The sequence below is a fragment of the Marisediminitalea alba genome (assembly GCF_002993365.1).
Lineage (GTDB): Bacteria > Pseudomonadota > Gammaproteobacteria > Enterobacterales > Alteromonadaceae > Alteromonas > Alteromonas alba.
The window spans coordinates 1-19,562 of sequence record NZ_PVNP01000037.1 but is presented as its reverse complement, the minus strand read 5'-3'; the positions used below and the strand labels follow the sequence as shown (position 1 = coordinate 19,562).

General features: G+C 50.4%; 23 protein-coding genes. 18 read left to right on the top strand and 5 right to left on the bottom strand.

Features of this window, described 5'->3' with window-relative positions; translation table 11 throughout:
- The 9 genes from C6Y40_RS04690 to mutM form a co-directional block, all read left to right on the top strand.
- On the top strand, nt 1-306 hold a 306-nt coding region (locus C6Y40_RS04690), incomplete at its 5' end, for an IS1595 family transposase (protein WP_146129497.1).
- Between the two features lie 120 nt (nt 307-426).
- On the top strand, nt 427-819 hold the full coding sequence (locus C6Y40_RS24555) for a hypothetical protein (protein WP_146129496.1): 393 nt from the start codon (nt 427-429) through the stop codon (nt 817-819).
- Between the two features lie 81 nt (nt 820-900).
- Nucleotides 901-1,596, top strand: a complete 696-nt coding sequence (locus C6Y40_RS04680; RefSeq protein ID WP_105933573.1) for a YjbF family lipoprotein — start codon at nt 901-903, stop codon at nt 1,594-1,596.
- Complete coding sequence (locus C6Y40_RS04675) at nt 1,596-2,324, top strand: capsule biosynthesis GfcC family protein (RefSeq protein WP_105933572.1); 729 nt, start codon at nt 1,596-1,598, stop codon at nt 2,322-2,324. Before C6Y40_RS04680 ends, C6Y40_RS04675 begins: the two co-directional genes overlap by 1 nt.
- Nucleotides 2,325-2,326: 2 nt before the next feature.
- The gene (locus C6Y40_RS04670) at nt 2,327-4,444 is read left to right on the top strand and encodes a YjbH domain-containing protein (protein ID WP_420836926.1); all 2,118 of its coding nucleotides are present in this window, start codon (nt 2,327-2,329) and stop codon (nt 4,442-4,444) included.
- 215 nt (nt 4,445-4,659) lie between these two features.
- Nucleotides 4,660-4,896 (top strand): 50S ribosomal protein L28, encoded by a 237-nt coding sequence (gene rpmB / locus C6Y40_RS04665; RefSeq protein WP_105933571.1) that lies wholly within the window; start codon nt 4,660-4,662, stop codon nt 4,894-4,896.
- Between the two features lie 12 nt (nt 4,897-4,908).
- The gene (gene rpmG, locus C6Y40_RS04660) at nt 4,909-5,064 is read left to right on the top strand and encodes a 50S ribosomal protein L33 (RefSeq protein ID WP_012516577.1); all 156 of its coding nucleotides are present in this window, start codon (nt 4,909-4,911) and stop codon (nt 5,062-5,064) included.
- A gap of 89 nt (nt 5,065-5,153) precedes the next feature.
- Nucleotides 5,154-5,630 carry a hypothetical protein gene (locus C6Y40_RS04655; RefSeq protein WP_105933570.1) on the top strand — a complete coding sequence of 159 codons (477 nt, stop codon included), beginning with the start codon at nt 5,154-5,156 and terminating at the stop codon, nt 5,628-5,630.
- Nucleotides 5,630-6,445 (top strand): bifunctional DNA-formamidopyrimidine glycosylase/DNA-(apurinic or apyrimidinic site) lyase, encoded by an 816-nt coding sequence (gene mutM, locus C6Y40_RS04650; RefSeq protein ID WP_105933569.1) that lies wholly within the window; start codon nt 5,630-5,632, stop codon nt 6,443-6,445. Before C6Y40_RS04655 ends, mutM begins: the two co-directional genes overlap by 1 nt.
- Before the next feature lie 10 nt (nt 6,446-6,455).
- Here mutM and coaD read toward each other — a convergent pair whose 3' ends face one another.
- The gene (gene coaD / locus C6Y40_RS04645; RefSeq protein ID WP_105933568.1) at nt 6,456-6,938 is read right to left on the bottom strand and encodes a pantetheine-phosphate adenylyltransferase; all 483 of its coding nucleotides are present in this window, start codon (nt 6,936-6,938) and stop codon (nt 6,456-6,458) included.
- A 69-nt stretch (nt 6,939-7,007) separates the two neighbouring features.
- The gene (locus tag C6Y40_RS04640; protein ID WP_105933567.1) at nt 7,008-7,730 is read right to left on the bottom strand and encodes a 3-deoxy-D-manno-octulosonic acid kinase; all 723 of its coding nucleotides are present in this window, start codon (nt 7,728-7,730) and stop codon (nt 7,008-7,010) included.
- A gap of 85 nt (nt 7,731-7,815) precedes the next feature.
- On the opposite strand from C6Y40_RS04640, the gene C6Y40_RS04635 reads away from it, so the two are divergent.
- The 8 genes from C6Y40_RS04635 to glpG all read left to right on the top strand — a co-directional run bounded on the left by C6Y40_RS04635 (nt 7,816) and on the right by glpG (nt 16,700).
- The gene (locus tag C6Y40_RS04635; protein ID WP_240621845.1) at nt 7,816-8,880 is read left to right on the top strand and encodes a glycosyltransferase family 9 protein; all 1,065 of its coding nucleotides are present in this window, start codon (nt 7,816-7,818) and stop codon (nt 8,878-8,880) included.
- Nucleotides 8,881-9,033: 153 nt separating this feature from the next.
- Complete coding sequence (locus C6Y40_RS04630) at nt 9,034-9,501, top strand: substrate-binding domain-containing protein (protein ID WP_146129495.1); 468 nt, start codon at nt 9,034-9,036, stop codon at nt 9,499-9,501.
- Nucleotides 9,498-10,685: a hypothetical protein gene (locus C6Y40_RS04625; protein WP_105933565.1), complete on the top strand. Its 1,188-nt coding sequence runs from the start codon at nt 9,498-9,500 to the stop codon at nt 10,683-10,685. The genes C6Y40_RS04630 and C6Y40_RS04625 overlap by 4 nt, the downstream gene beginning before the upstream one ends.
- A 4-nt stretch (nt 10,686-10,689) precedes the next feature.
- On the top strand, nt 10,690-13,140 hold the full coding sequence (locus C6Y40_RS04620) for a putative bifunctional diguanylate cyclase/phosphodiesterase (protein WP_105933564.1): 2,451 nt from the start codon (nt 10,690-10,692) through the stop codon (nt 13,138-13,140).
- A gap of 156 nt (nt 13,141-13,296) precedes the next feature.
- Entirely contained in the window at nt 13,297-14,493 is a 1,197-nt protein-coding gene (gene kbl / locus C6Y40_RS04615) for a glycine C-acetyltransferase (RefSeq protein WP_105933563.1), read from the top strand.
- The gene (gene tdh, locus C6Y40_RS04610; protein WP_105933562.1) at nt 14,490-15,515 is read left to right on the top strand and encodes an L-threonine 3-dehydrogenase; all 1,026 of its coding nucleotides are present in this window, start codon (nt 14,490-14,492) and stop codon (nt 15,513-15,515) included. The genes kbl and tdh overlap by 4 nt, the downstream gene beginning before the upstream one ends.
- Nucleotides 15,516-15,522: 7 nt before the next feature.
- Complete coding sequence (gene glpE, locus C6Y40_RS04605; RefSeq protein WP_105933561.1) at nt 15,523-15,834, top strand: thiosulfate sulfurtransferase GlpE; 312 nt, start codon at nt 15,523-15,525, stop codon at nt 15,832-15,834.
- 2 nt (nt 15,835-15,836) lie between these two features.
- Nucleotides 15,837-16,700: a rhomboid family intramembrane serine protease GlpG gene (gene glpG / locus C6Y40_RS04600; protein ID WP_105933560.1), complete on the top strand. Its 864-nt coding sequence runs from the start codon at nt 15,837-15,839 to the stop codon at nt 16,698-16,700.
- 9 nt (nt 16,701-16,709) lie between these two features.
- Here glpG and C6Y40_RS04595 read toward each other — a convergent pair whose 3' ends face one another.
- Nucleotides 16,710-17,114, bottom strand: a complete 405-nt coding sequence (locus C6Y40_RS04595; protein WP_105933559.1) for a flagellar basal body-associated protein FliL — start codon at nt 17,112-17,114, stop codon at nt 16,710-16,712.
- 153 nt (nt 17,115-17,267) lie between these two features.
- On the opposite strand from C6Y40_RS04595, the gene ubiA reads away from it, so the two are divergent.
- A complete protein-coding gene (ubiA, locus tag C6Y40_RS04590; RefSeq protein WP_105933574.1) occupies nt 17,268-18,143 on the top strand; it encodes a 4-hydroxybenzoate octaprenyltransferase in 876 nt (291 codons plus the stop codon).
- Here the strand turns inward: ubiA and ubiK are convergent.
- Both ubiK and C6Y40_RS04580 read right to left on the bottom strand, forming a co-directional pair.
- Complete coding sequence (gene ubiK / locus C6Y40_RS04585) at nt 18,140-18,394, bottom strand: ubiquinone biosynthesis accessory factor UbiK (RefSeq protein WP_105933558.1); 255 nt, start codon at nt 18,392-18,394, stop codon at nt 18,140-18,142. The two genes, ubiA and ubiK, sit on opposite strands and share 4 nt — an antisense overlap.
- Before the next feature lie 112 nt (nt 18,395-18,506).
- Complete coding sequence (locus tag C6Y40_RS04580; protein ID WP_105933364.1) at nt 18,507-19,559, bottom strand: ISAs1 family transposase; 1,053 nt, start codon at nt 19,557-19,559, stop codon at nt 18,507-18,509.
- Nucleotides 19,560-19,562: the final 3 nt, after the last annotated feature.

The following is a 19,562-nucleotide window of genomic DNA, read 5'->3' as shown; positions in this document are numbered from 1 at the left end:
AAATTAGAGAAAGACAGTGTGTTGTGTAGTGATGGCTATAAGCCCTACATAGCTCTTTCTGAGAAAAATGATTTAATACACAAGCGCTTAGATGTGGCAGGAGGAATTAAGGTGATAGATAAAGTCTTTCACATTCAAAATGTTAACGCCTATCACAGCCGTCTGAAAGCGTGGATAAAACGGTTTCACGGAGTAGCCACAAAATACTTGGAACACTACCTGGGTTGGTTCAGGTTTATGGATAATCCAGAAAACCTTAACGAAAACAGGCTCTTTTCGATTCAACAACAGTTAATCCGAACATAGCCTTTTTTATACCGGTATATTTTATCTTAAGTTGTACTTTTTTACGCCAACCCTAGTGATCTGCCGGTAAAAATGCTTTAGTATGATCACTTGGCGGATATCCCATAGAAAGGACTAAACATGAAAAAATCATTGCTTATTACGCTGATCACTGCCGCTATGGCAATGTCTGCGAATGCACAACAAACCGGTGAAGCTGGTGCGGGTGCTGGTGCTGGCGGCGCTGGTGGTGTCGGTGGCGCTTTAGGTGGCTTAGGTGCTGCTGGTATTGCTGGTGGTGTAATCGCCGCGGCAGTAGTTGGCTCTGTTATCGCGAGTAACGACACTAATACTGACACTGGTACTGGTGGCGGCGGTGAAAACCCTGACCCAGAGTGTTCTGCTGGTGACGACCTGGTAGACGGCATTTGTTACAACGTAACAAATACCTTAACTACTACCAATACCAACGGCGTAACTACTACTATCACCGTTCCGGTAACTACTACTTATTTGCCTACTGTACCTCAGTAAGCGAAAACAGTTTTAGAAAGCCGCCTGTTGGGCGGCTTTTTTATTGGTTATGGAATTACATTAGGCTGAACCGAGTCTTTCATGTCTGTTGCAACATTTCTTCGATTTTTCATCATGGTAGCCGTCAGCGTCTTGCTGGTTGGTTGTTCTAATGTTAACAGGTTGTACCTGGAAACCCTCCGTCTGGCATTTTTTGAAGATGGGCCTTCATTATCATTTGAGCAGGTCAGGGAAAGTAAAGTTGATTTCCTTAAAGTCCTGCATGGTGAGCGTTTACCCGTATACATGGCCCTGGCCTATATTGAAGACGGGCAGGATAAATGGGTGTCTGCAGACCACGTTGTGGTAGCCATGGATCGGGACAAAATCATTCGTATCGCCGGTCTTGATGTCGACCTGCAGTATACGGACAATATCGAAAGCAATCCGCTTAGAGCCGCAGATAAACTATCGCAGGCTAACTGGCAGTATCATATCGATGTGGAAGAACACCACTTCGGTTTGCCAGTGGAATCTCAGTGGCAACGAGGTGCTCCTCAGCAGGTCACGTTTTATGATAAAGCATTTACCGTTATTCCGCTCACTGAAACCGTCTCTATCGATATGGATAAACCCTACTGGGCCCATGAGACCAGCTGGCAGAACGTTTATTGGCTGGAACAGGCGTCCGGTCAGATCATTTATAGTGAGCAGCAGCCCACACCGAATTCCGATCGGATGAAAATGACATTTGTGAGTCGGATTGCCCGATTAATTAAAGCTCGGGAGACAAACTGATGTTACGTGTATTTTGTATGTTGCTCGGTTTGCTTTCTTGCTCAGCTATTGCAGATATCGCAGTGAGCTTCAATGTGGCTGGCCAGATATATACCTTCGACCGGCCGGTGCGTCTGGCAACGGTGTTGTCTATTGTTGAGCACAAGCCAACCCAATACTGGGCCAATGCGGCGGTATATCAGTTAAATGCGCCTGAAATAGAGCAGCAACGGGCCGACATCCTGCAGCAACTGGCAACGCTTATTCGAGAGCAGAGCAAGGATAGTCCCGAATACCGCCAGCTTGCCGCGTTATACCAGGAAGTAGGCAGCTGGCAATTGATGCGCCGTCTTAACGTCATAGTGGATTACGATCAGGCGCGACTTAATCCAGGCCTTAACCCACAGTTTAATACCGGTGAGTACTATATTCGGTTTAAGGAACGCTCACAGGTGATAAGGCTCAGCGGTATGGTGGAACAAGCCACTGCGTTACCGTTTAATACGCGATACACCGTAACCGATTATATTGATGATATTCGTGTGGCGGCCAATGCCCATCGTGATATCGCTTACCTTCTTGAGCCAGACGGTGATGTAAAAAAGCTCGGCATCGCCTACTGGAATCGCCAGCATGTAAAACCAATGCCTGGCAGTGAAATATTTATACCGTTACAGGATGAGCTGTTTTTCGACCGAATTGGTCCGCTCAACGACAAAATCGCCCAACTTATGATGCATAGGATGTAACCTTGGCTGCCCCGCGTTTTTCTTTCTCTTTGTCGACTCTGGCACTGGCCTGTATGGCAGCCGTGCCCCAGACCCGGGCTGACGAATCAGATCAGCCAAATTCATATTCAGTGACCCCCAGCCAGATGGTGCAGGGGGGGGTAGGCTTGTGGCAAACGCCAACGGCCCGGATGATGCCGGAAGGCTCCCTCTCGATGAATTACACCGACAACCAGGAATATCGGTTTATGTCGGTGAGTCTGCAGCTCTTTCCCTGGATGGAGGCAACCGCCCGTTATACCGACGTGCGAACCCGGCTTTACAGTAATGTAGAAGACTTCAGTGGCGATCAAACCCTTAAAGATAAAGGCCTCGATGTTAAATTTCAGCTCTGGCAGGAAAGCTATTATTTACCGGATATTTCGGTGGGCTTCAGAGATTTTGGCGGCACCGGCTTTTTTGAAAGTGAGTTTGTTAATGCCAGTAAAGCCGTCGGGCCCTTCGACTTTCACCTTGGCCTGGGGTGGGGGCATTTAGGGTATCAAAATGATATCACTAACCCTTTCTGTGAGCTCAGAGAAAGCTTCTGTGAGCGTCCGGACGGCTTTTCCGGCCGCGGTGGTAAGGTTGATTACCAGAACTTCTTCAAAGGGCCTATGGCCGTATTTGGAGGCGTAGAATATCAGACTCCGCTGGAAGGTCTGAGTTTCAAAGCCGAGTTCGAGGGCAATAATTACCAGCAGGATCGCGCCGGCGCGTTGGAGCAGGACTCCCGCTGGAACTTTGGTGCTGTTTATCGCTGGAATAACTTTGATTTTTCACTCAATTACCAGCGCGGCAATACCATCGGCTTTGGCGTCAGCTATAAGCTGAATATGCACACCGTAAGCCAGGTCAAAATTGATAATGCGCCGCGTGAAATCCTCACTATCCGGCCGCCAGAAAACGCTGCCGCAGTGAATCGCCAGAAGCTCTATAACGATCTGCGCCGCCATGGGGGCTATGTCATTACCGATCTGGAAATCGATGATGAGCAGGCCACATTTTATGGTTTGCAAGCCGCTTATCGCGACCGCAATGAAAGCGTCGAGCGGGTAAGCCGGATTCTGGCCTCAGAGTTGCCGGAATCCATTAAGCAGTATCACCTGGTGGAACAAAGCAATAATATTCCGATGGTGGATACCGTTATTGATGCCGCTAAGTTCCGCGAACATGCTACTTACAGCGTGCCAGAGAGCGATGTAGAAAACACCTACCAGCGTGTTTCGCCTACCCAGCAACAGGTCGATGCCTACGAGCCACATCGCGCCACTGGTGCGTTTTTCTCCACTAAGTTTTTCTGGACACAGACCTTTGGTAACCCGGAAGATTTTTATTTATACCAAATCGGCTTGCTGAGCAGTGTGGGCTATAAATTTAATGACCACCTGGGGATCTACGGTGGGATCCGCACCACGCTGCTCGATAATTTCGATAAGTTTAATTACACAGTAGATGCCGAAGAAACGTTTCTGCCAAGGGTAAGAACCCGGGTTCGTGAATATGTTACCGGCCCAATGATCACCCTGGATACGGTGTTTATGCAGTGGTCTGACAGACTGGCCGATAATTGGTATTACCAGGGGTATGGCGGTTATCTGGAAACCATGTTCGGCGGCGTTGGCGGCGAGATAATGTATCGTCCTATCGACAGTAACTTTGCGTTTGGTGTCGACATAAACTACGTCAAACAGCGCGAGCCGGATAGCACAACAGCCTTTACGGATTATTCTGCCGTTACAGGTTTTGCGTCGGCTTATTATCAGCCTGACTTCCTGCCGGATACACGTATCAGAGCCAGTGTGGGGCAATTCCTGGCTAAGGATCGCGGGATTAATATCGATTTTGCCAAACGCTTCGACAGTGGCATTGTGGTGGGCGCATTTGCCTCATTCACTAATGTCTCGTCGGAAGAATATGGTGAAGGCAGCTTTACTAAAGGCTTTTATGTCTCTGTACCGCTGGATCTGTTTATTCTGAAGCCAGCGACAGGCCGTGGACAATTCCCATGGGTGCCGATCGCGCGGGATGGCGGCCAGATGCTAAACCGTCCGGTGCAGCTGATCGGCGTAACGGAAATGCGATCGCCATTCTTGGATTAGGCGCTGAAACAGGGTATAAATGCCGATCTGAAGGATCCGGTTGGCGGTTTTTTGCTCAGGATCGCAGGTTTTTCTGGATTAGTGTTGAATTCGGCGCAGATTTGCTGTATAAAATGCGCCCTCTTATTTAAAGGTTAAGACGTCATCAGACCCGACACCCAAATTGCTGGTGGGACCGATTGGCGAGACAAAATTCGTTGTTCTGGAGACAAATAATGTCAAGAGTATGTCAAGTAACAGGTAAGCGTCCTGCGGTAGGTAACAACCGCTCTCACGCTAGAAACGCGACTCGCCGTCGCTTTTTACCAAACCTTCAATCTCACCGTTTTTGGGTTGAGAGCGAAAACCGCTTCGTTAAACTGCGTCTGTCTGCAAAAGGCATGCGTATTATCGATAAGAAAGGTATTGATGCTGTATTAACAGATATCCGTGCCCGTGGCGAAAAGATCTAAGGAAGCCAAATCATGCGTGATAAAATTAAATTAGTTTCTTCAGCTGGTACGGGTTTCTTCTACACCACTGACAAAAACAAGCGTAACATGCCGGGCAAAATGGAGATCAAAAAGTATGATCCCGTTGTTCGTAAGCACGTTATGTTTAAAGAGGCCAAAATCAAGTAATAAAACTTGCTTTTGTCTCCACGAAAACCCGGCCGTTGCCGGGTTTTTTGCGTGAATGTCAGCAGTATATCTCAACAGGTAATTAAACTATGGCAAGACTGTCCAAACGAGGATTCAATAATGTGGTGATATTCGCCATGTTAGGCATGATATTCCTGTTTAATCTGGACCGTTTTGTGCCGGACAGCCAGCAGCCTGTCAGCTTACCGCTGCTGCCGGAAAACGCCCATGTGCTCAAAATTGAGCAAAGCGGCATTAAACTGGAAAGGGTTGGTCACCAGTGGCGCTGGAATGGCGTGAATAAAACCCTTAATAGCACACCAGAAGCGCAAATCAGCCAGTGGCGTAACGCCGTCATGCAGCCAGCCAAGGCGCCGCGGGAAATTACTCAAACCGAACCATTGATAGCCGTTGTCTGGGTAGCCGGAGCCTCTCAGGGGCTGGTTTATGCCTTTGTGGCCAGGGATCAGAACCTCTGGGTCCAGTTTGACCAGCAGTGGTATACCCTCGATAAGGTACGTTTGTCACAGCTGTTACCCTGGCTGACCGATGAGCAGGAAATGTAATGCCTGAGTTACCAGAAGTAGAAGTCAGTCGCCTTGGCGTTGCCCCCTATCTGGAAGGGCAGGCAATCCGCAATATTATTGTTCGCGATCGCCGTTTACGCTGGCCGGTGCCAGCATCACTGACCGATGCCATTGGCCAACAGGTTACGGCAGTTAACCGCCGGGCTAAATACCTGCTTATTGAGCTGGCAGGTGGCGGGCGGATAATTCTGCACCTGGGAATGTCGGGTAAGCTACGGGTTCTCGATGCGAGCGTAGCACCGGTCAAACATGATCATATCGACATTGTGCTGTATAGCGGCAAATGCCTGCGGCTTAACGATCCCAGACGCTTTGGCGCCTGCCTCTGGCAAGCGCCCGGAGAGCCTGTTCCGCAGCAACTGGCTCACCTGGGGCCTGAGCCGCTGACAACCGATTTTGATGCTGAGCGCCTGGTGAGGTTGTCTCGTAATAAACAGGTGGCCATTAAGAACTTTATTATGGATAACGCGGTTGTGGTGGGAGTAGGTAATATCTACGCTAACGAAGCGTTGTTTATGGCCGGTATCGATCCCCGCCGTAAAGCGGGCAAGGTTAGCGCTAAACGTTATGAGTTGCTGACCATCGCCATTAAGGAAGTACTGGCAAAAGCCATTCAGCAGGGCGGTACCACGCTTAAAGACTTCACCCAGACCGATGGCAACCCTGGGTACTTTAAACAGTCTCTCAACGTTTACGGGCGAGCTGGTGAGCCATGCTTAACCTGCGAAACGCCCGTTAAAAGCCTGACCATCGGCCAGCGCAATACCTTTTACTGCCCGCAGTGCCAGCGCTAAGCGCTGCTAATTAGCCGTGTAAGCGCTTTTCCAGCGCCGCTTTAACGGCCGGATGACAAAACTGACCGACATCGCCATGATGCAATGCCACTTCTTTCACCAGCGTAGAGGATATAAACGAGTTTTCTTCTGAAGGGGTAAGAAACACACTTTCTAAATCGGGGTTTAACCGGCGGTTCATATTGGCCAACTGAAACTCATATTCAAAATCGGCCACGGCGCGCAAGCCGCGGATCAGGATAGTGGCGTTCTCGGTACGGGCAAACTCCGCCAGCAAACCGGAAAAACCAATCACGGTAACGTTGTCCAGTTTACTGGTGACCGCAGAAATCAACGACACGCGCTCTTCCAGAGTGAATAACGGCTTTTTACTGGGATTGGCGGCAATCCCTACAATCACCTCATCAAACATGCGTGAAGCACGCTCGATTAAATCGGCATGACCATTGGTGATGGGATCAAAGGTCCCCGGATAAATAGCTCGTGTATGCATAATAGATAAGTATTGTTTGAGTTAAGAAAACAGTAACCAGATTTTACGGCGGATGCAATCGCCATCCGGCTAGCCAGGCTGATTATAACCACTTAGCAGGCTATCCCAGTTTTCCGGCGTAAAATGATAACCTGGATACTTGCCCTGTTCCTTGTTTAAGGAACGGTTTAAACGGCTCAGATTACCGGCTTTCCACTGGTCACCGGCCTTCTCGGCACATTTATCAAAATCAATCAGCCAGAACTTATCGTCCCGATCGATCAAAATATTGTGAATGTTAAGGTCGTGATGATAAACCTGATTATCATGTAACTGCCTGATTAAGCGTCCTATTTGTTGCCATTGTTGGCCAGCCAGTGGCTTTGCAAGCAGGTGCTCATGCACTTCACAACTGTGCGGAATGCGTTCCATTAAGATACTGGCTTCGTAGCTGATACCATAGCGGCTGACGCGCCCGGCCAGCCCTCTGGGCACCGGTAATCCTGCCTGGTGCATCTTATTGAGCAGGTTAAGCTCACGATAGGGACGGGTGGTGGTTAGCCCGCCGAAAATAAACCGTCGCTCAGACACATGCCTTACCAGACCGCCACGGCAATAATCCCTCAGCACCATTTGCGCCGGCTTATCAATCAGTACCGCCTGACCGCGCCCGCTGTTGGCGGTGGCAGACTGCTTCCAGTGTGACTGCTGTAACCATTCAGGAGGAGGAACAGGAATACCGAATGCTTCGCACTGGTCGGCGCAAAGTAACAGCGTATCACGGCCTGATGTATAGGTTTGTATGGCTTGCAACGATAATTCTCAGTATTAAGACTTGTTAAATCATGCTGATTGTAATCAAATTAGCGGGGTTTATCAGTGCTAGTTGGAAGATTCTTTGTCAGGTGTATTAAAACTCCCTCAAAATGCAAGAATATGTATTCTTAGATTATCAGCCATTGGCGATGTGTGTCATGCCGCAGCCATGGTTAATCGTATCAGGAGTGCCAGGCCTGACATCCGGATCACCTGGATTATCGGTAAGATAGAGTACCAGTTGCTTAACGGCATGGACGGCGTAGAGTTTGTTATCTATGACAAGAAAACCGGCCGTAAAGGGATGCAGGCTATTCGCCAGCAATTTAAAGCACAACGATTTGATGTGCTCTGTGTTATGCAGATAGCACTGCGCGCTAATCTGCTGTCCCGCGCTATCAGGGCTAAAGTGCGTTTAGGTTTCGATAAGTCCCGCAGCAAAGAAGGCCATAGCCTGTTTATTAACAAACGCATTGCCCGGCAGCAGCATCCCCATGTGCTGGAAGGTTTTATGGCGTTTGCCGATGCCATGGGCATTGCGCCGGTGGAAAAGCCCGCCTGGCAGTTGCCTTTGAGCGAGTCTGATCTGGCTAAGGGCGTTAGCTTAAAGCAGCAATATGGCCGCTATGCCGTTATTTGCCCGGCTGCGTCTAAGGCAGAACGTAACTGGACCGCAGAGGGGTATGCCGCGGCTGCTCAGCATCTTGCCAATAAAAATATACCGGTATTCCTTTGCGGCGGACCGGGGCCCCTCGACAGAACCATCGGCGATGCTATCCAGGCAGCCGGCGCTCCCATCAAAGACGACCTGATTGGTAAAACCACCCTCAAAGAACTGGCCGGTGTGCTCGCTGAGGCGAGTTTGGTTATCGCCCCCGACACCGGCCCTGCCCATATGGCAACGGCAGTGCATACGCCTGTCATTGGCCTGTATGCGCATTCCAACCCGCGCCGCACCGGCCCTTATAACAATCTGGCCGATGTGGTTTCAGTTTACGACCACTGCATTGAACAGCAAACTGGTAAACCCTGGCAGGCTTTACCCTGGGGTAAACGGGCCAAAGGTGAAGATCTGATGAGCATGATCACCACCGACCAGGTGAATACCGCTATCGATACGCTGCTTAACCGGCCTGAAAGCGTTTAACGTCCTGCGCTTATTGCACTAAAGTTATAATAATAAACACTTTAAAAAATCCAATTCTTTTCTAAACTTGTAATTGGGCCTGTCCAACTCTGGGAAGGCACTTCGCGGCAGGAAGGGACCTACGCAAATGGCTACATTAGTTAAGGCGTACATTTGAAAGTTTGGATTTTAAAAGCGTTCTGCTTCGGCGCCCTATTGGTATGGATAGGAGCATTCTGGACAGCAACTGCTCGGGCCGAGACACCCGCACAGCCTATCGCTGTGGTGGTTAATCAATCCGTTGATATTACTACGCTAACACCCGCGCAACTTCGGATGATCTTTGCCGGGCGCACCCAGTTCTGGCCCGACGGCAGTCGGATCAGGGTATTTGTACTGCCGCCTAAAAGTGATACCCATCAGTATTTTTGCCGCCAGTTACTTAATATTTATCCCTACCAGCTCGAACGTATCTGGCAGCGGGTGGTGTATTCCGGTCAGGGCGAAGCCCCTAAAGCCGTCGACACTGCTCAGGCTATGCAAAACATTATAGAACAAACCCCCGGCGCCATTGGCTACCTGCAAGCGCCGGGGCAGATGAATAAGAATATCAGGATGATCACCGTAGGAGAGCCGTTATGAAGCGTTTTGCGTTGAGTGTAGGGATTCTGTTACTGCTTATTACTCGTTTTAGCGAGGCGAATTACGACGACTTCTCCTGGCACGGCTTTGTTGCCCAGGGGCTTACCAGCTCTACCGACAGCAACTACATCACGACCGGTAATGAGATAACCACCGAACTCACCGAAATAGGCATTAACGGCTCCTATGTGATTAACTCTTCATTGAGTGTGTCAGGTCAGTTAGTTTACCTCGACGGCGGCAACCGTTTTCGCCAGGGCGCACGTCTCGATTATTTATTTTTAGACTGGCGCTTAACACGCTTGTTTGACTGGCAGGTAAACGTGCACCTGGGCCGTTATAAAAACCGCCACTGGTGGTATTCGGCTACCCAGGATGTGCCGCAAACCCGCCCCTCCATTTCGTTGCCTCAGTCTATTTACTACGATGGTAACCGCGACCTCGCCCTCAGCAGCGACGGTATTGCTCTGCAAAGCGCTAAAACCAGCAGCAGTGGCACCTGGGAAGTGCGCTGGAGCTACGGTCGCTCACCGCTGGCCAGAGAAGATACCGAAAAGCTGCTAAGCCCGCAGGCTCAAGGGCGGGTAAAACAGGATTTTACGCACCAGTTCAGTACCTACTGGCAGCCGCAATCCATGCACTGGCAGCTGGGTTTTAGTCTGCTACAGTCTGAGTTTACCTATGACCCCGCCGCAGTGGATATCCTGCTTAACGGCAAGTCCGGTATCGACCGGCTCACCCTGGCCGCGCGTTACGACAGCGAAAACTGGGAACTCACCATGGAGTTGCTGCGCGACCGGTTGATGTACGAGGGAGACTTCACGCAGGGCATCAGGCTGGATGTCGATAAAACCGGCGAGGGCGGCTACCTCCAGTGGCGCTATTTTTTGCAAAACAACCTAACCGGACTGGTGCGATTTGATACCTACGATGTGGATCGCAAGGACCGCCACGGCAAGCAACTGGCATTTAATCCATTTGGTGCCATCCCTGAACACTACGGGTACATGGATACACTCACCGTGGGCCTCAGCTGGGATATTCAGGCTAATCTTAGGCTGAGCGGTGAGTTTTCCCGTACCCACGGTGCCGGTCGCCTTACTGCCGTGGTATTTCCTGATGCGCTGGTTTATGCAAAGCCGTACTGGAATGCATGGTCTGTGCAACTGATGTACTGGTTCTGAGTCGATGAAAAAAACCGTCTCGCTCAGTTACAAAGTCCTGACCATCATGTTGGTAGTGATCATGTTTGTTTGCTCGCTGGTGGTGGGTCTATTACTGTATCAGGCGGCTAATCAGGAGCAACAGCTTAATCAGACGATATTATCGCGTGACGTTACCCGCTATCATCAGTTCTCAACTTTACTCAATGAACGTCTATCAGTTTGGGTCGAAGGACTCAAATACATTAACGATATCCCACCGGGTAATACTACCGAACTGGTAGATACCTTCAGGCGCGCCGAAGATTTCCTGTTGCTTCAGTGGGATGTTAATAACATATGGATACTCGACAACCAGCAACAACTGGTATACCAGCAGGGGGAGATGTTGCCAGACGATGTGCTTGAAATGGTTGAACAAACCCTTACCGAGGCTAGGCCTGTTGCCGGCGTGCATTGTCATGTAATGTGCGAACAGGTTGTCAGCATCCCAGTGATGATCAACCGGCAGACTGCTAATGTAGTAGTAATGAGCACATCATTACAGGAATTACTGGCCTTACTGAGTGAGGCAGCCGATGGCGCCAGTCAGTCAGATCTGGTGCTGGTGAAGCATGCCAGGGGGGCCAACTCTCAATCCGACCGATACTTCATTAACAGTATGGTCAGCGATAAGCAGGAGCGCTTTATGCGCGATATTCTGGCCGCCATTCCGCCTTCCGCCAGCAAAACCAAGCTGATCACCAGCGGCTACGAAGTTAACGTAAACGGGCGCGCCTACCTTATAACGCTATTGCCACTCTATCAGCACAAGTCTAACGGTCATTATCTGATGTTTACCCATGACATTGATGAGCGTAAACGTGCTTATAAAAGCCAGAACCGGGTTATTTTCTTCGGTGGAGTGGGGTTGGTATTGACCTTTGTGTTATGTATGTTTGTACTGTTGCGGCGCTATGCGCAAAAACTTACTGCGTTGGCAAACATGCTGCCGTTACTGGCTCAAAAGCGCTTTGAAGAATTCAAAATACAGCAAAAACGCAGCTTTACCCGTGAAAAATGGCTGCTGGATGAGCTCGACACCCTGGGTGAGGCTGCCGTAGAACTGTCCGATAAACTGGAGTCGCTGGATCAGCAAATGACGGTGAACACGGCCAAGCTGGAAAAGATGGCCATGTTCGACAGCCTCACCGGCTTGCCCAATCGTAATATGATGACCTTTCAGATCAACAAACAGCTGGCAGCACTGCAGCGTCGGCAGGCGGGTATGGCTTTATTGTTTATTGACCTGGATAACTTTAAAAAGGTTAACGACAGCCACGGTCATCACTTTGGCGATGAAGTAGTAAAACTCGCCGGCGAAAGGCTTTCCAGGGTGATCAGAGAAAATGACCTGATCGCCCGGTTTGGTGGCGATGAGTTTGTGATCCTGGTAACCGGGCTCGATAAGGTCGAGCAGGTGAATATTGTTGCCGACAAGCTGATCGAAGAGTTTGTTGAGCCCATGCGCATCAGCGAACAAACTTTCTATATCAGCATCAGTATTGGCGTGGCCTACACTTCCAACTCAAAAACACGGGCACTGGAGCTGATGCGTCAGGCCGACACCGCCATGTACGAAGCCAAGCTGGAACGAGGCTCCAGTTTCCGCTTCTTTAATTCGTCGATGAACCAGAAAATCGTTAAGCAGGTGGAGCTTGAGAATGAAGCCCGTATTGCTTTAAAAGAACAACAATTCTTCCTTGCCCTGCAACCGCAAATTGAATTGGCCAGCAAGCGACTCACCGGATTCGAAGCACTGCTGCGCTGGAATCATCCGCAACGAGGCCTGGTGCCTCCGGGGGATTTTCTGCCTATGCTCGAAAATACGGCAATGATGTCTGAGCTTGATTTTTGGGTAATGGAAAAAGCCATTGAGCTCTTGTCCAGACTGGAAACCAACGGCTATCGTAATGTAAAAATGGCTATTAACCTGTCGGCGGCGCAGTTTGCTAACAGCGCGTTGCTACCTTACCTGATGGAGCTTATTGAGCTGCACAAGGTGGACGCGCGTAACATCGAGCTGGAACTCACCGAAACCGTGCTGGTGGCCGACATAGAGCGGGCGGTAGACGTTATTCAGCAGATCCGCGCCCTGGGCTGCAAACTTGCCGTAGACGATTTTGGGACCGGCTACTCATCATTAAGCTATCTGAAAATGATCCCCAGCGACATTATTAAGATTGACCGTTCTTTTATAGCCGGTATGCTCGAAACCGAAAGCGATCGTAATATTGTCAGCTCCACCATAAGCATGGTGCGCAGCATGGGGCAGCAGATCATCGCCGAAGGCATTGAACAGCCCGAGCAGTTATTTCAACTGGCAACTATGAACTGCCAGTACGGGCAGGGGTATTACATCAGTATACCTATCGACGAACATCGCTTGTGGGACGTGCTACAAACCAAGGTATATATGGGGCGCTGGCAACTCTAACCTGCGAACTTCCGGGAGGCGTTGCAGAGCGTCCTTAAAAGTTTACACTTTAGGCGTACAGAAACCCGCAGCCATGCGCCCTGGCATAGGCAGTCTCACCGGCTCTTCGGTACAATACGCCTCTTTTATCCAACCCTTTCGGCCAGGAGTGCTTGCATGTCAGCATCTTTTATTTCTCATCTCGAACAACAGCTTAACGCCACCCGTGAGGATGGGTTGTACAAGGTAGAGCGGGTGATCACCACCCAGCAACAAGCCGACATCGCCACCCAGAGCGGTGACCACGTTATTAACTTTTGTGCCAACAATTATCTGGGCCTGGCCAATCACCCGGCACTGATTGAAGCGGCTAAGGACGGATTGGATTCCCACGGGTTCGGCGTGGCCTCGGTACGCTTTATTTGTGGCACCCAGGATATTCATAAAGCCCTGGAAGCCAAAATCAGCGACTTCCTGGGTACCGAAGACACCATTTTGTATCCGTCCTGTTTCGATGCCAATGGCGGCTTGTTTGAAACGTTACTCGGGCCGGAAGATGCCATTGTGTCTGATGCACTGAATCACGCCAGTATTATCGACGGCGTCCGCCTCAGTAAAGCTAAGCGTTACCGCTATGCTAACAATGACATGCAGGCGCTGGAGGAACAGTTAAAGCAGGCACGTGAGGACGGCGCCCGGTTTATCCTAATCGCTACCGACGGCGTGTTTTCGATGGACGGTATCATTGCCAACCTGAAAGGCGTATGCGATCTGGCCGATAAATACGATGCCATGGTGATGGTAGACGACTGCCATGCCACCGGTTTTCTGGGTGAAAACGGCCGCGGCAGCCACGAATACTGTGACGTGCTGGGACGGATTGACTTAATTACCGGCACCCTGGGCAAGGCTTTAGGCGGCGCATCCGGCGGTTATACGTCTGGTAGCAAAGCCGCCATTGAATGGCTGCGCCAGCGTTCTCGTCCGTACCTGTTTTCAAACTCTGTGGCCCCGCCCATTGTGGCAGCGTCACTGAAAGTGTTCGACATGATGGCCGATGGCCACGATTTACGTGCCCAGCTGTGGCGCAATGCCGAACACTTCCGCCACCGCATGACTGAAGCCGGTTTTACCCTGGCAGGCGAAGATCACGCCATCATTCCGGTGATGCTCGGCGACGCCAAACTGGCCAACCAGATGGCAGAGAAACTGCTGGAGAAAGGCATTTATGTGATTGGCTTCTCTTACCCTGTGGTACCTAAAGGCCAGGCGCGTATTCGTACTCAGATGTCGGCTGCCCATACACTGGAGCACGTAGATAAAGCAGTGGATGCGTTTATTGAAGTGGGTCGTGAACTGGGAGTGATTGCATGAAGTCGTTGGTAAAACAGCAGCCAACCCGCGGTATCTGGATGCTTGATACCGATAAACCGGTAATGGGCCATAACGACCTGCTGATTAAAATTCGTAAAACTGCCATTTGCGGCACCGACATGCATATTTACCAGTGGGACGACTGGGCGCAGAAAACCATTCCGGTACCTATGGTCGTGGGCCACGAATATGTTGGCGAAGTGGTCGACATGGGGCAGGAAGTGCAGGGCTTCAAAGTGGGCGACAGGGTATCTGGCGAAGGCCATATCACCTGCGGCCACTGCCGTAACTGCCGTGCGGGCCGCCGCCACCTGTGCCGCAATACCGAAGGCGTGGGCGTAAATCGCGCTGGCGCTTTTGCCGAATACCTGGTGATCCCCGCGTTTAACGCCTTTAAGATCCCGGATAATATCAGCGATGATCTGGCTTCTATCTTCGACCCCTTTGGTAACGCTGTACACACCGCGCTGTCGTTCGATCTGGTGGGTGAGGATGTGTTGATCACCGGTGCCGGCCCGATTGGCATTATGGCTGCCGCGGTCGCCCGCCACGTTGGCGCACGCCATGTGGTGATCACCGATGTAAACCCGTATCGCCTGAAACTGGCCGAACAAATGGGCGTGAGCCGCGCTGTGAATGTGGCGGAAGAGTCGCTGAAAGACGTAATGAACGGACTGGGCATGACCGAAGGCTTTGATATTGGCCTAGAAATGTCTGGAGTCCCGGCGGCCTTTCGCGATATGCTCAATAACATGAATAACGGCGGAAAAGTTGCCATGCTAGGTATTCCGCCGCAGGACGTCGCCATCGACTGGAACCAGGTGATTTTTAAAGGCCTGGTGATTAAAGGTATCTACGGCCGGGAAATGTTTGAGACCTGGTACAAGATGGCGAGCTTACTGCAAAGTGGCCTGGACATTTCCCCCATCATTACGCATCAGTTTGCCATTGACGACTTTCAGCAAGGCTTTGATGTAATGGGTTCCGGAGAGTCAGGAAAAGTCATTCTTAACTGGCAATAAGAGTTTTATGCAACCATTCCAACACATCACTATCGCTGACGTCGCTGAACAAAAAGACGATCTGGTTATTGCGGATATCCGCGATGCCGGGTCGTTTCAGTCTGCTCACATGGAAGGCGCTATTAACCTGAATAACGATAATCTGGCCGCGTTTATGGAAGCCACTCCCAAAAGCGCCCCGGTAGTGGTGGTGTGCTATCACGGTGTAAGCAGCCAGCAAGCCGCACAGTTTCTGGTTGGTCAGGGCTACGAAAAGGTGTACAGCATGGATGGCGGCTTTGAAGGCTGGCGTCTGGGTCAGCCGGTGGTTAGCGACTAATTGTGGCAAAACCACTGATTGCAATCAGTCAGCTACGTTACGCTGACTCACTGGCCAGTTACCTGAAATCCCAACAGATCCCGGTACAGGTTCATCATGTACCCGAGGAAGACCAGTACGTGCTGGTGCTGGATAACGAAGCCCACCACGAACGCGCACTGGAAATTTGCCAGGCGTTTATTCAGGCCCCCAATGATCCAAAGTATCAGCAGGCGGCCTGGCAGCACTCTGAGCGAACCGATATACCGGTAGAACAGGCCCCGGGCAACAGTATGCGCCGTTGGCTGGTTTCGCTGCGCCGCTCGCCGGTAACCGGCGTTATCCTGATCCTGTGTACCCTGATATTCGGTGCTTCACTGGTGGGGTTGTTTCAGCCTATTGCCGCTGCGCTGATGATAATGCCGCTCGGTAATCTGCTGCAAAACCATGAATGGTGGCGCCTGTTAGGGCCGGCTTTTATTCACTTTAGTGTACTGCATTTTATTTTTAACCTGTTGTGGTGGAGTATGCTGGGCTCCCAGGTAGAACGTAAGTTTGGCAGCAGTTTCATTATTATTTTGTTTGTTGTCACCGCGCTGGTGAGTAATCTGGCACAGCTGATGGTATCCGGGCCCAATTTTGGCGGGCTTTCTGGTGTGGTATATGGCCTGGTAGGCTTTGTGTGGATCACTGGTTGGTTGCGGCCACAATGGGGGCTTTATCTGCCCAAAGCCATTGTTGGCTTTATGCTGGTTTGGTTGCTGTTAGGCTTTGCCGATGTACTGTGGGTAAATATGGCCAATGCGGCGCATACGGCCGGGTTAATGTCAGGGTGTGTGATGGCCTGGCTGCTGACACTGGGCAGCGGTAAACCGACTGCCCGTTAAGCCGCAACGCTATTTTTGATGCAGGTACTTGGTAAAGATAATGTCTTTAATTACCTTGGCGCCGGTTTCCTGCAGCATGTGGTCTTGCAGCGCTGCCAGCACGGCGCGGCGAATGTCTTCCCGGCCGGTGAGTGATTTAACCTTCTCTTCCGGCTGCCGACCAAAAATTTCAATGGCAGTAGCGCGTAGCAGGGGCATATGGTGTTCTACCAGTTCGAGCTGGTCGACATCCGCTACCATAATTTCGATCATCACCCGTACATAGCCCAGCTTGGTAGCACTGGGGCCCAGATAATTGGTGACAATCTCAGGTTCAATACCAATGTAGGCATAAGACGGTTGATCCTGTGCTGAGGCATTAGAAAAAGGCGCGAGCATGCCAAGTAACACAATCAGCCGAAGAAACTGCTTCATTAAGGTTATCCATAAAATTCAATTAACTAAATTCTAGTTGAGACAACCACAGCGCACAACCTAACTTTAGACTAAAGGTGGATGGTGGATTGTCTCGGCGTTGCTGGCAATGCTAAACTTCCGGCGTCTTCACTGCGCGCTGGTATGCCAAACATGACGCTGACCCTGCAAAACTTTCCTCACTACGCCAAACTAATGCGGCTCGATAAGCCCATTGGTATATATTTGCTGCTGTGGCCAACCCTGTGGGCATTAATGCTGGCTGCAGGTGGTATGCCGCCACTGAAAGAGCTTATTTTATTCTCACTGGGCGTAGTGGTAATGCGTTCGGCGGGCTGCGTAATTAACGATTATGCCGATCGCCACGTGGATGGCGCGGTAAAACGTACCAACGAGCGCCCGCTGGTGGCCGGGCATGTCACCGAGCGTGAAGCCTTACAACTGTTCAGTGCCCTCATCCTGATCGCCTTTTTAATCGTGCTGCAACTGAGCTGGGCAACCATTTTGCTTTCCTGTGTTGCGCTGCTGCTGGCCTCGGCCTATCCGTTTATGAAGCGTTATACCTATTTGCCTCAGGCTGTATTAGGTGCCGCTTATGGCTGGGCGATTCCCATGGCGGTAATGGCGGTAAGAGGCGACATCCCGGCGTGGGGCTGGTTGCTGTTTGTGGCAAATCTGCTGTGGACCATAGCTTACGACACCATGTACGCCATGGTCGACCGCGACGATGACGTAATTATCGGCATTAAGTCGAGTGCCATTTTGTTTGGCCGCATGGATAAGCTGATTGTGGCGCTACTGGAGGTGATTACCCTGCTGTTACTGGCGGCGGTGTTTATGCTCAATAACCTTGGTGTGTTTGCTTATGCCGGCCTGGTGGGCGCTGCTGCGCTGTTTATTCATCAGCACTATAATATTCGTCACCGCCAGCGCGAGGCCTGTTTTAAGGCCTTTTTAGATAATCACTACGTGGGGCTGGTGATTGCGCTGGGGCTGATTATGGATTTAATTGTGCTGGGGCAGGCTTAGTCGTCGGCAGCTTGCTCGGCTTCAAGAGCGGCCAGGCGTACTTCCATCGCTTCCAGCTTTTCCCGGGTTTTGATTAACACCTGGGTTTGAATATCAAACTCTTCGCGAGTCACCAGATCCAGTTTGGATAATTGTGACTGCAGCACCTGTTTAATTCTTCCTTCGGCTTCTTCGGCCATGTTTTTAACGCCTGGCGGTACCGAGTCGGCAATCTGGCGTGCAATATCTTCAAGTTTTTTAGGATCTAACATGGCGTTTCCTTGGCAAATACATAAGTTGGCCGGGTTATTCTAAAACACTTCCACAGCGATGCAATACAATCAGTACTCGGATTCTGGGCATGGGCAGGGCAACCGCATACTTTTACCCAAAAATAAGCTCTGCTCTGAATTCATCGGCCCAGCCAGCCATTTTGAGTTTGCTTCTCATGCTGGCTTTCTTGGGGTGTAAACGAGCCATATTCAAACAAAACCGCCTAATCACTCCGACATTTTCCGCTCCGTCCTCTTTGCGTATTCGGCTATCATCTTCTTTGAACGTCACGTCTAACACCCAGTGGACTTTATTTTCGACTTCCCAGTGTGCTCGGATAGCCTGGTTGACCGCAACGGGGTCAATATCCAGTGAACTGATGTAATATTGCGTTTCAGTGCTCACCTCTTTGTCTTTAAGGTGGCGCTCTCGTTCTATTTTGATAACACTGCGTATACCTTTCCAGTGCTGTGCTTCACTTATCCACTCACTGACTCTTAGTTGCTGGCACCGGCGTACTTCAATTCGTCCATGGCCAGAATCAGTCTGTTCATTACAGGCAATCCAAGCGGGATTATCCCTCTCTACCTTATGGAAATAGGCGGCAATTTCATCGCGTAGTTGTTTGTGGTTATTTTTGATGCAGAGCACATAATCTGCGTTCTCCGAGCTGATTTTCTCGACTATCTTTTTCTGAGAGTTCATGGCATCTGCACTGATAAGAGCGCCTTTAATATTAAGCGTGTCGAGTAGGTCCAATACCGAAGCATTCTCATTTTTCTTGCCCGATGACTTCAGTTGCGCAAGCACTAAACCTGCATCTTTGCTCCAGGCGGTAATGCTATGTAATGCCGTTTGCTTATCGCCATCGTAGGAATGACGAAGTGTCTTACCGTCGATGGCAATTTGAGGCTTACCCGTTTCAACACGCACTTCATTCACCCAATTCATAAAGGCTTTATTTAATTGTTCAGGGCATATTACTCGGACAATTCGGGCAATGGTATCGTCAACAGGAATGCCGTTTTCAAAGGGACGGTATTGGCGCAACCAATCAAGTTTATCTCGACCAAACACTTCTATATCGCTCCAACCCTCTGCTCCAGAAAGGACTGCACTCACAGTCAGAAATATCACATCAATAAAGTCATGTTGAACATTAATTTG

Excerpts from the sequence above, each read along its gene's own strand:
- tdh (WP_105933562.1), top strand. The coding sequence starts at position 14,490 with ATGAAGTCGTTGGTAAAACAGCAGCCAACCCGCGGTATCTGGATGCTT.
- ubiA (WP_105933574.1), top strand. The coding sequence starts at position 17,268 with ATGACGCTGACCCTGCAAAACTTTCCTCACTACGCCAAACTAATGCGG.
- kbl (WP_105933563.1), top strand. The coding sequence starts at position 13,297 with ATGTCAGCATCTTTTATTTCTCATCTCGAACAACAGCTTAACGCCACC.
- C6Y40_RS04625 (WP_105933565.1), top strand. The coding sequence starts at position 9,498 with ATGAAGCGTTTTGCGTTGAGTGTAGGGATTCTGTTACTGCTTATTACT.
- C6Y40_RS04655 (WP_105933570.1), top strand. The coding sequence starts at position 5,154 with ATGGCAAGACTGTCCAAACGAGGATTCAATAATGTGGTGATATTCGCC.
- C6Y40_RS04675 (WP_105933572.1), top strand. The coding sequence starts at position 1,596 with ATGTTACGTGTATTTTGTATGTTGCTCGGTTTGCTTTCTTGCTCAGCT.
- C6Y40_RS04680 (WP_105933573.1), top strand. The coding sequence starts at position 901 with ATGTCTGTTGCAACATTTCTTCGATTTTTCATCATGGTAGCCGTCAGC.
- ubiK (WP_105933558.1), bottom strand. The coding sequence starts at position 18,394 with ATGTTAGATCCTAAAAAACTTGAAGATATTGCACGCCAGATTGCCGAC.
- rpmB (WP_105933571.1), top strand. The coding sequence starts at position 4,660 with ATGTCAAGAGTATGTCAAGTAACAGGTAAGCGTCCTGCGGTAGGTAAC.
- C6Y40_RS24555 (WP_146129496.1), top strand. The coding sequence starts at position 427 with ATGAAAAAATCATTGCTTATTACGCTGATCACTGCCGCTATGGCAATG.
- rpmG (WP_012516577.1), top strand. The coding sequence starts at position 4,909 with ATGCGTGATAAAATTAAATTAGTTTCTTCAGCTGGTACGGGTTTCTTC.
- mutM (WP_105933569.1), top strand. The coding sequence starts at position 5,630 with ATGCCTGAGTTACCAGAAGTAGAAGTCAGTCGCCTTGGCGTTGCCCCC.
- C6Y40_RS04595 (WP_105933559.1), bottom strand. The coding sequence starts at position 17,114 with ATGAAGCAGTTTCTTCGGCTGATTGTGTTACTTGGCATGCTCGCGCCT.
- C6Y40_RS04620 (WP_105933564.1), top strand. The coding sequence starts at position 10,690 with ATGAAAAAAACCGTCTCGCTCAGTTACAAAGTCCTGACCATCATGTTG.
- glpE (WP_105933561.1), top strand. The coding sequence starts at position 15,523 with ATGCAACCATTCCAACACATCACTATCGCTGACGTCGCTGAACAAAAA.
- coaD (WP_105933568.1), bottom strand. The coding sequence starts at position 6,938 with ATGCATACACGAGCTATTTATCCGGGGACCTTTGATCCCATCACCAAT.